The 8,708-nt window shown below is 64.7% G+C and carries 11 protein-coding genes, 4 tRNA genes and 1 pseudogene; 8 read left to right on the forward strand and 8 right to left on the reverse strand.

Going from position 1 to position 8,708, the window contains the following annotated elements:
- Both JZ791_RS42510 and JZ791_RS42515 read left to right on the forward strand, forming a co-directional pair.
- On the forward strand, positions 1 to 205 hold a 205-nt coding region (locus JZ791_RS42510), incomplete at its 5' end, for a hypothetical protein (protein WP_216903379.1).
- A 347-nt stretch (positions 206 to 552) separates the two neighbouring features.
- Complete coding sequence (locus JZ791_RS42515; RefSeq protein WP_216903381.1) at positions 553 to 744, forward strand: excisionase family DNA-binding protein; 192 nt, start codon at positions 553 to 555, stop codon at positions 742 to 744.
- Positions 745 to 928: 184 nt separating this feature from the next.
- Here JZ791_RS42515 and JZ791_RS42520 read toward each other — a convergent pair.
- Positions 929 to 1,003, reverse strand: a tRNA-Val gene (locus JZ791_RS42520).
- Between the two features lie 370 nt (positions 1,004 to 1,373).
- Between JZ791_RS42520 and JZ791_RS42525 the strand changes: the two genes are divergently transcribed.
- From JZ791_RS42525 to JZ791_RS42535, 3 genes are all read left to right on the forward strand, one after another.
- Positions 1,374 to 1,446, forward strand: a tRNA-Gly gene (locus JZ791_RS42525).
- A 22-nt stretch (positions 1,447 to 1,468) separates the two neighbouring features.
- Positions 1,469 to 1,539: transfer RNA gene (locus JZ791_RS42530), tRNA-Cys, on the forward strand.
- 17 nt (positions 1,540 to 1,556) lie between these two features.
- A tRNA-Val gene (locus JZ791_RS42535) sits at positions 1,557 to 1,631 on the forward strand.
- Positions 1,632 to 1,906: 275 nt separating this feature from the next.
- On the opposite strand, the gene JZ791_RS42540 is transcribed toward JZ791_RS42535, so the two are convergent.
- A complete protein-coding gene (locus tag JZ791_RS42540; RefSeq protein WP_216903383.1) occupies positions 1,907 to 2,698 on the reverse strand; it encodes a helix-turn-helix transcriptional regulator in 792 nt (263 codons plus the stop codon).
- A 181-nt stretch (positions 2,699 to 2,879) separates the two neighbouring features.
- Between JZ791_RS42540 and JZ791_RS42545 the strand changes: the two genes are divergently transcribed.
- Positions 2,880 to 3,500 (forward strand): nuclear transport factor 2 family protein, encoded by a 621-nt coding sequence (locus JZ791_RS42545; protein ID WP_216903385.1) that lies wholly within the window; start codon positions 2,880 to 2,882, stop codon positions 3,498 to 3,500.
- Positions 3,501 to 3,777: 277 nt separating this feature from the next.
- Here JZ791_RS42545 and JZ791_RS42550 read toward each other — a convergent pair whose 3' ends face one another.
- Both JZ791_RS42550 and JZ791_RS42555 read right to left on the reverse strand, forming a co-directional pair.
- Complete coding sequence (locus tag JZ791_RS42550) at positions 3,778 to 3,978, reverse strand: hypothetical protein (protein WP_216903387.1); 201 nt, start codon at positions 3,976 to 3,978, stop codon at positions 3,778 to 3,780.
- A 58-nt stretch (positions 3,979 to 4,036) separates the two neighbouring features.
- The gene (locus JZ791_RS42555; protein WP_216903389.1) at positions 4,037 to 4,864 is read right to left on the reverse strand and encodes a helix-turn-helix domain-containing protein; all 828 of its coding nucleotides are present in this window, start codon (positions 4,862 to 4,864) and stop codon (positions 4,037 to 4,039) included.
- 48 nt (positions 4,865 to 4,912) lie between these two features.
- Here JZ791_RS42555 and JZ791_RS42560 point away from each other — a divergent pair, with 48 nt between their 5' ends.
- Together JZ791_RS42560 and JZ791_RS42565 are read left to right on the forward strand one after the other, a co-directional pair.
- On the forward strand, positions 4,913 to 5,140 hold the full coding sequence (locus tag JZ791_RS42560) for an alpha/beta fold hydrolase (protein ID WP_216903391.1): 228 nt from the start codon (positions 4,913 to 4,915) through the stop codon (positions 5,138 to 5,140).
- Positions 5,131 to 5,949, forward strand: a complete 819-nt coding sequence (locus JZ791_RS42565; protein WP_216903393.1) for a YybH family protein — start codon at positions 5,131 to 5,133, stop codon at positions 5,947 to 5,949. The genes JZ791_RS42560 and JZ791_RS42565 overlap by 10 nt, the downstream gene beginning before the upstream one ends.
- A 39-nt stretch (positions 5,950 to 5,988) precedes the next feature.
- On the opposite strand, the gene JZ791_RS42570 is transcribed toward JZ791_RS42565, so the two are convergent.
- From JZ791_RS42570 to JZ791_RS42585, 4 genes and pseudogenes are all read right to left on the reverse strand, one after another.
- Entirely contained in the window at positions 5,989 to 6,654 is a 666-nt protein-coding gene (locus JZ791_RS42570; RefSeq protein WP_216903398.1) for a nitroreductase, read from the reverse strand.
- A gap of 5 nt (positions 6,655 to 6,659) precedes the next feature.
- Positions 6,660 to 7,394: an SDR family oxidoreductase gene (locus JZ791_RS42575; protein WP_216903395.1), complete on the reverse strand. Its 735-nt coding sequence runs from the start codon at positions 7,392 to 7,394 to the stop codon at positions 6,660 to 6,662.
- Entirely contained in the window at positions 7,391 to 7,996 is a 606-nt protein-coding gene (locus tag JZ791_RS42580) for a TetR/AcrR family transcriptional regulator (RefSeq protein WP_308163472.1), read from the reverse strand. The genes JZ791_RS42575 and JZ791_RS42580 overlap by 4 nt, the downstream gene beginning before the upstream one ends.
- Before the next feature lie 260 nt (positions 7,997 to 8,256).
- A pseudogene (locus tag JZ791_RS42585) lies at positions 8,257 to 8,708 on the reverse strand (transcriptional regulator); the annotation flags it as partial.

The following is an 8,708-nucleotide window of genomic DNA, read 5'->3' on the forward strand; positions in this document are numbered from 1 at the left end:
CGCCCACCCTCATCTCTATGTAGCCAGCACCGTCACCGCTCCGCGCCCAAATTTATCTGTAACTGGCGTTCGCATTATCGCCACCGCACTAGCTATGGCAAAGCTGCTCTCTACCACGACATGTTGCCCGAACCCGTCCGGCGGATTCCCCAAGGGCACCTGTGAAGACCTGGAAACTGCGGCCGACCGTAAGCTGGCCCAGTAAACCGGACGGGATTAACGCCGAGTCCAGGATGTTCGACGTACGGTTTGTATCATCATCACGAACAATTCGCGGACGGTTAGAGCTATCCCCATATGGGATATAGTGGGACTTTACAGAATATTTGAATAACTTCAAATATTCGAGAGCCGCCGCCCATCAACCTGCACTATCATAAGTAGCCCTGGTAACTGAAACAGCAGAGCCAGAGTACAGCATCCCAGGTCCCCGTCAACGACGCAGGCTGGTGGCAGCATATCCGGCGCAGCTCAGCGGACTTCGATATCTATTGCGCCCCGTATTTGCGCGGCCGCGATCACGAAGCCAGCCATGCACGGGAGGGAGTCCGCATGAAAAAGCCGGAGGAAACTCAACACACGAGCTGTTACTTGTCGATCAAATCTGCGGCCGCACGCGCCAGCGTCAGCACGGACACGATCAGACGCATGATCGCCGATGGCGCGCTACCGGCCTACCGGTTTCGCGGTCAAGTTCGTATCGCTGCCGAAGACGTCGACAACGCGATGCGCCCAATCCAGTGAGACGACGGTCCTAGCCGACAGGAAACAGCCAACACCCAGCCTAGCTGTGATGCCAGTCACATGGGCTGGGTGTTCTTCTGACCGGACCGTAGCCAATCGGCCATAGCACCAGGAACCCGTATTGCACGTATATTGCACGAAGAACGGAGAATCATCGAAAAACCTACAATAACCTGCCATTATGTGGTGGTCCTAGCTGGTTTCGAACCAGCGACCTCTCGCGTGTGAGGCGAGCGCTCTCCCGCTGAGCTATAGGACCGCGAGACTTCGGAAGGGCAGGGCTCCTTTTCCGAACGAGATGGAACCTTAACACGCATCCCCCGGGTCACACCAAATCGCGGGTCCACCTGGGGATTCGGTGTGTCGAACAATGCGAGTGAAGGAATGGGAGCCCAAGGTCCGGGGTGCGAGCCGACGGGCGGGCCCGGGGTCGGAGAGAGAGGTGCCGGACACACGGGAACTCGAGGGCTGCGGGCTGCGGAACTACAGAGTTGTAATTCCAATTCACGTGGTTCTACCTGGGGATTTGTTGCTGGCATGGATGGTGGGCTAATGTTCTCTCTCGCAGCCGGATGGGTCGAAAGAGCCGCCGGAAGTACTCTGCACCACAAGTGCACAGTACAATGCGTGCGGATGTAGCGCAGCTGGTAGCGCATCACCTTGCCAAGGTGAGGGTCGCGGGTTCGAATCCCGTCATCCGCTCGAAGGCCAACCCGGCCTGGTTGGCGGTGTGGCCGAGTGGTGAGGCAACGGCCTGCAAAGCCGTGCACACGGGTTCGATTCCCGTCGCCGCCTCTTTTGAGGCAAACCACGCGCGATTAGCTCAGCGGGAGAGCGCTTCCCTGACACGGAAGAGGTCACTGGTTCAATCCCAGTATCGCGCACCAGAGTACCAGCAAATCAGCCCCGGTTTTCACCGGGGCTGTCTTGTTCTGTGGGCTATTCGTGGACTTTGACGAGAAGCTGAGCATCGCAATCCAGAGCAGTGCAGCACATCGAAGAGCAAGCCCGAGCGTCGCTATCGGGGTGCCGTGTGACCGGTTGGCACTGGCGCGCTACGACAAAGAGGCGCTGCTTCCAGGGCGCGGGTAGGCCGGCACCATAGGTGAGAAGCGCAGCGGTGCCCAGTCTTCGCTGAGTCCGATGTTCGCGCCGAGGGGTCTCACTTCTTATGCGGTATGTAGAGCATGACCCAGTGATCCCGCTCCGGGTCGTGCAGTAGCTCGATGTCAAAGCTTGCCATGCCGATCGTGGGGTGACGCAACTGCTTGACGGCCGATCGCCATGCGATGACCTCGCCTCGTCCCCAGTAGTCGCGAAAGATCGCACTGGTCGCGGTGAGTTCTGCCAGGATGTCGCGAAGGTAAGCGTCTGCGGGGTACCGACTGAGTGCCGTACGTAGTTCGGCGGCTGCGACGCGCAGGAATCGGTCGGCGTCGTCGCCGAGGAGGGTGGTGAGGGCGGTGGTCGTGAAGGCTTGGTACACAATGTTGCGACCGTATGGGGAGGACTCGTCCATCGGCGGCAGCAACTCGGCGGCGAGCTCGTTGCGAGCCAGCAGGTCGAGCCGGCCATCGTGCACAGTGACCGGCATCGTCTCGTCCAGTCCCTGCAGCATCCGCAGCAGCCCGGGCCGGATGACGGCGCCGGGTTCGGGGAGCTCGGGCGGTGATTCGCCGCCCAAGCGGAACAGATGATCGCGCTCGGGTCCGGTCAGGGCGAGACCTTTCGCCAACGCTGCGAGGATCTCGCGTGACGGGCGAGGTGCTTTGCCCTGCTCCATACGCGTGTAGTACTCCACCGAAATTCCGGTGAGGTCGGCCATCTCCTGCCGACGTAACCCAAGTACGCGGCGCCGCGACGTTCGTGGTCGACCGTTCAGACCCGGCGGCGTCATCGCCGCTCTGCGCTGACGCAGATAGTCCGCGAGGCCGTTGCGATTGTTGCCCGCCATCGTCCCATCCTCTCCTGAATCAACTCTGCCTCGGCCCTCTGCGTGACCCTGCCAGTACTACCTTCAGTGAAGTCTTCCTGCATTCGGCGATGCCGCGCAGGCTCGGTGGTGTGCCCCTCGAGCAAGGCTGACGGGTGGCACACCAGCACGAAGCCCGCCGCACCGACACGATGGAGAAGACATGACCAGGACAGCACCGATCTCGCCGGACGCTGGCGCTCGAACAGAGGAGGCCCGGCCAGAAGGCGCGGTCGTGAGCACTCGACGGACGAACGGCTCGACACTGGAGACGGCCAAGGAGTTCATCCGAGCCGTGGAAGCGAAGGACATCGACGCCGTGGCGCAAACCCTGAGAGACGATGCCGAGCAACTGTTCATGCACTCGAACGCCGTCACGAATACCGATGGGGTCGCAGACATCATTGCCCGTCGCCGACAGGGCTTCTGCGTTGCTGACGTCAGCGGCCGAGAGGAGATCCTCGGCTATACCAGGGCCCTGTTCGACAAGTTCGATCCTCTGGTCTGGCGTGACCACCAGTGGACCGTTACGCCGGACGGAGGCGAAGTGTTCTTCCATGCGAACGGTGACATGATCGTCGCCCGCACCGGCAAGCCCTACCGCAATACCTACCTGACGCGCTTCGACGTCATCGACGGCAAGATCGTGCGGATGGCCGAGTACGGCAACGTGATGATGTACGCCAAGCTGGGAGTTCGCCCCAACCGCGCCGAGTTCCGTGCGCTGTTGCGCGCAATCGGACGTATCTTCTCGCCAACCCGATCTTCTCGAACCGGCCGATAAGCTGTGAGCTAACCCCCCTCAGCCGTGATTCAGCAGCGAGATGCGACCGCCAATGTCGACTTCTTCCGTCACGTTGTACGCTCCAATCCCTGCCTCTACCAGCCTGTTTCACTGGAGTGAGACCCCCTGGCCGGGGCACGACCCCGCACGGGCCGAACGTCACGAGACACCGCAACTATGTGCAGGTTCGATCTGTATGTCTACCAGCTGGTTTGACTAGTTCGAGGTGCGGGTTTTCGGCCGCGAATTGGCGCAGACCCCTGCACCCCACGGCCCATCAGCCTGTCGTCGGCGGTGCGAGTGGTGCCAGCCAGTCCTTGTGCAGTCCGTAAATGCGGTAGATGCACTCGTCGCACGACCTGGTTGCGGTGGCCCGGGAGTACCCGGTGGTGTCGATGATGTGGGCTTCCTGGCTGTGCCAGGAGCGGGCGGCGTCGTAGTCGTCGAGGTGTTCGAGGCGCCATGTCGAGTTCGGCATCGTGGGGTCGGTTTCTATGCGCGCCCGTCTGCGGCGGGGTTGGAACCGGGTCGGTCGGTCACGGTCGGGTGGCCGCGCGGAACACACTCGGTGACTGCCCGGTCTGGGTGGCGAAGAAGGCCGAGAAGTTCGACGGGTCGCGGAAACCCAGGCGGCGGGCGAGTTGGGTGATCGGTTGGTCGGTGTGGGCAAGCAGGCGGCAGGCTTCGAGGACGAGGCGCCGGTTGATGGCCTGTTTCGGTGATTCGCCCGCCGCTGCTCGAGTGGCGCGGTTGAGGGTGCGGGCGGTGTAGCCGAGTTGTCGGATGTAGTGATCGACGTCATGGGCGGTGGTGAAGTCGCGTTCGAGCAAGGCGCGGAAGCGGGCGTCCAGACCAGTGCGATCGGGGGTGTGCTCCGGGGCGGCGCGTGCGAGTTCCAGAATGAGGATCGAGAGCAGATGGCGCAGCGTCTCGGCTGAGACGAGGGTCGACTGCCGGGCGCGGTCGTACTCGTGGCGGAGCGCGCGGCGGGCCGGTTCGAAGGGCGCGGTCACGGTGACCGGGCCGCAGTGGTTGTCCGCGAGCGCCGCCGCGTGGGTGCCGGGGATGAGGAAGTCTGGCTGGAACAGCACCAGGTCACCGACGGCGCGTTCACCAAAGACTTGGACCTGGCCGGGCCGCACCCATAGCGCGGAGCCGCGGGTCAGGTGGTACTCCTCGAAGTCAAGGGTGTGTGTGGTCGCGCCCCCGGTCACCAGCAGCAGCAGGTGGAAGGTCGGGCGCTGCGGTGAGGCGAGGTAACCAGGCGGGGCCATCGCCCACAGTTGTGCGATCGACATCACCTCGACGCCGAACGGCGTGGGCGCCTGAAACGGCACCCGCCGAATCGCTTGTCTTCTTTTCACCGGTGGAGGTCCCTTCTACACCTATGGTCGTCGCTAACGTGATGAAGCGTGACCGATTCTTACATCACCTCCGACGGGGTGTCACTGCACGAAACGTCCTCGAGGATCGACCGCGTGGAGCCGGTGGAGCTCATGCGCAGCCACGTCACCGACCTCATCCCCAACGCTCGTCTCGACGTCATCCCCGACGCCGGGCACCTGCTACCGCTGGAACGACCCGACGCGCTCGCCGAGCGCATCGAAACCTTTCGGAAGGACCTCCCGACATGGCACTAGTCAAGATCACTACGAACGACAGCGCCTTCCGTGGCCACGACCCCGAACGGATCGCCGCCGCACTCGGTGAACTCACCTACTCGGCCGAGGGGTTCGCGGGCAGCACCGTCGCGCCGGAGTTGACCTGGGTGCTGTTTGAGCAGCTGCCAGGGACGGCGTTCGTCAAGGCGACTGGCATCCCGTCGCAACCGCTTTACTACGTCGAAGTCACCACGCTGCACGGCGCGATGACCGAGGCGTCCAAACACGAGCTGGGCGCGTGCATCACCCGCGAACTCATGACGATCGAGGGCTGCGCTCCGATCGAGGAGAACGCCCAGCGCGTCTGGGTCCGCTTCTTTGAAATCGCCGATGGCGACCTCGTCGTCGGTGGCCGGGCCACCTCACTGGCCACGCTGCGCGCGCTCGTGGCTGGAAAGGAAATTCCGATGGACACCACGATCAGCGACCCTGCTGACTTCTCCACCGCGTTCGACCACGCGCTCAACGCCGCTGACGCCGACCGTCTCCTGGCTCTCTACGAGCCCGACGCCACCATGCGTACCTCCGACGGCTCGGTCGTCGAAGGCCACGACCTCGTCAGACAAGAGGTGAAAAACCTGATCGCCGCCCACGCGCATCTGGACAACCACACCCGGCATGTGTTCCGTCGTGGCGACATCGCGCTGATCATCGTCGACTACACCCTGTGGATCACCACCCCGGATGGACAGCGGATCGAGTCGCGGGGCACCGCCACGAACGTCTTGAAGCACACGCCCGAGCACGGCTGGCGCATGCTCATCGCGAACCCTCGAGGGATCGCGTGACGAGCACCCGGCCCGAACCCACGGCCGCGCGGTGGTCATTTAACCTGAGACGAAGCTGACGGTCTCGTCGAGTGGCGCCCGGCCTGTCCGGGGGTGAATGATCGTGGGGTCCTCGAACCCGATCGACATGCCGCAGAAGAGAATCAGCTCGCTCGGCGGCGACAGGACCTGCGCGACTGTCTTGTGAAACTTCGCCCATGCCATCTGCGTGCAACTGTGCAGCCCCTCGGCGCGCAGCAGCAGCATGACCGTCTGCAGGTACATGCCGACGTCGGACCATTGGGGTCGGCCCATGTCGCGGTCGATGTAGCAGAACAGGGCGGCGGGCGCGCCGAAACAGGCCCAGTTGTCGGCTGCGGCCCGCTGGCGCGCCTCGACGTCCTCGCGGGAAATGCCGAGCGCACCGTAGCGTTGCGTGCCGAATGCGGATCGGCGCTCCCGGTACGGCGATTTCAGCTCGGGCGGATACATCTCGTACTGCGGCTCGTCCCAGGAATCTTCCGCGGCCAGACGTTCCCCTACCCGCTTCTTCAGCTCCGCCAACGGCGCTCCGGTGACCACGTAGGTGTGCCACGGCTGCAGGTTCGATCCGGACGGTGACCAGGCCGCCGCGGACAGTACGCGCTCGAGCGCCGGCTGCGGGATCGGCTGATCGGTGAATCCGCGCACCGCCCGCCGGGTCGTGACGGCGTCATAGACGTTCATGGTGGTCATCGCGACCGTAGCCAGTCACGGTAGTGGGTGCCGGTCAGGTGGGCGTCTGCGGGCGCGAGGAGCGCGTTCCCCTTGACCGCGGCGAACAATCCAGCGGTCTCGTCGGTGACGACACGACGGTTGCCGCCGGTCGCCGCCAGCGTGATACGCCCCAACTCGTCGAGGGCGAAGACGTCGGGCCCGCCGATGTTGCGGATGCCCTGCAGCGGGGCCCCGGCCGCGACGTCGGCGACCTCGGCGGTGACGTCGGCGGAGCTGATGGGCTGGATCGGGGTGGCGGGCAGGCGCACGACATCGCCGTCGGTCGTCCAGCTCATCGTCGGCTCGACGAACTCCATGAACTGAGTGGCGCGCACGATCGAGTACGGGATCGGCCCGGCCTCGACCAGTTCCTCCTGCAGAGTCTTGGCCCGGTAGTAGGCCAGGTCGGGCACCAGGTCGACGCCGACGATCGACAGCGTCACGAGGTGCTTCACGTCCGCCGCCTGCGCGGCGGTCAGCAGGTTGGTCACCGTGGTACGGAAGAAGTCGAGGGAGTCCTCGTCGAAGGTCGGTGAGTTGCTCACGTTCACGACGACCTCGGCGCCGCGGAGGGCGTCGGCGAGCCCGGCGCCGGTGAGCAGGTCCACGCCGGTCGAGCGGGAATGCCCGGTCGCGTCGTGTCCGGCCGCCGTGAGTCGCTGGATCACCTGGGAGCCGATGAGGCCGGTGCCGATGATTGCGATATTCATGAGGCGTCCTTCCTTTCTGATACTCGGGTTGTGGCGGGTTCTACTTGTTCACTGCCGGGGCGGATGGCCCCGTAGAGCATCGTGTCGACGGTTGCCCGCAGCAGATCGGCCGCGGTCCACTCGAGTTGGCGTGGCAACGGCGAGTTCAGCAGCCGCTCCACCGCGCCGCGGATGATCTCACCCAGCAGCGCCGGCGGCGCCGAGAGCAGCCCCCGCCGGTGCCCGTCCCGGAACAGCTCGTCGAGCCGCTGGTAGACCACCGCGTCGATCCGCTGTTCCACGTGCCGGCGCAGCACTGCATCGCCCCTGCCGGCGGCGAGCTGGGCCGCGCCGATCCGCCAGAGCTCCCCGCAGGCTGCGAGCAGGAACCCCTGCATCCGCTCGCCGAACGGCCTGTCCTGCGTATCCTGCGCCGCCGCGACCAGCCTGCGCTCAATCGCCTCGAACTGCCGGTCCAGCACCGCGGTCATCAGGCTGTACTTGTCGGGGAACGAACGGTAGATCGTCTTCTTGCTCATCCCCAGCTCGCGGGCGAGATCGTCCATGCTGACCCGCCCGGAGCCGGGCGCGAGGAACAGTCGACCGGCCGCGTCGATGATCACCTCGGCACGCCGCTGCCTGGAATCTGAGGAAACTATGTTGGTTTCCATAGTTTCCAGAATGGCTCGTCGGCCCCTACGCTGTCAAGGCGTGGTTTTCTGGTATGGCAATCCGCGCCTGCAAGGAAACCCAGCGCTGCCGGCCGCTGGCCGAGTGGGTTTGCTGCCGGGAAGATCACCACGTAGCTCGCGCCGACGACCGGCTTCGCAGGACAAGTCTCGATGTCGGATACAGCGCAGGGTGAAATGAGATTGCCGCCGGCTCAGGCTGCTAGATCCAGGCCGAGGACGTTGTTCAGGGCCTTGGCGCCCGGGTCGGTGAGGCGCAGGGAGCGGCGGGAGTCGTGGCGGCGGAGCCAGCCGGCGGATTCCATGCGGGTCAGGACTGCGGCGCCGAGGGCGCCGCTGAGGTGGTGGCGTTGTTCGCTCCAGTCGACGCAGAAGCGTAGGAGGGGGCGGCGTTGGTTGCGGGTGGTGGACAGGTCTACGCCGAGGGCGGTGAACAGAGGGTCGGCGTTGGGGCCGAGGGTGTAGGGGTGGTCGCGTAGGGGGGCCGCCAGGCAGTCACCTTCGGCACGGATGGTGCCGCCTACGCCGTCGGTGCGGATCAGGGCCTCCCGTTCCAGGAGAGCCTCGGTGACCGCTACGCCGAGGCGGCCGGCGAGGTGGTCGTAGCAGCTGCGGGCGCTGCGTAGCCTGTCTCTTACACACATCT

The sequence above is a fragment of the Nocardia alni genome (genome assembly GCF_019038435.1).
Classification (GTDB): domain Bacteria; phylum Actinomycetota; class Actinomycetes; order Mycobacteriales; family Mycobacteriaceae; genus Nocardia; species Nocardia alni.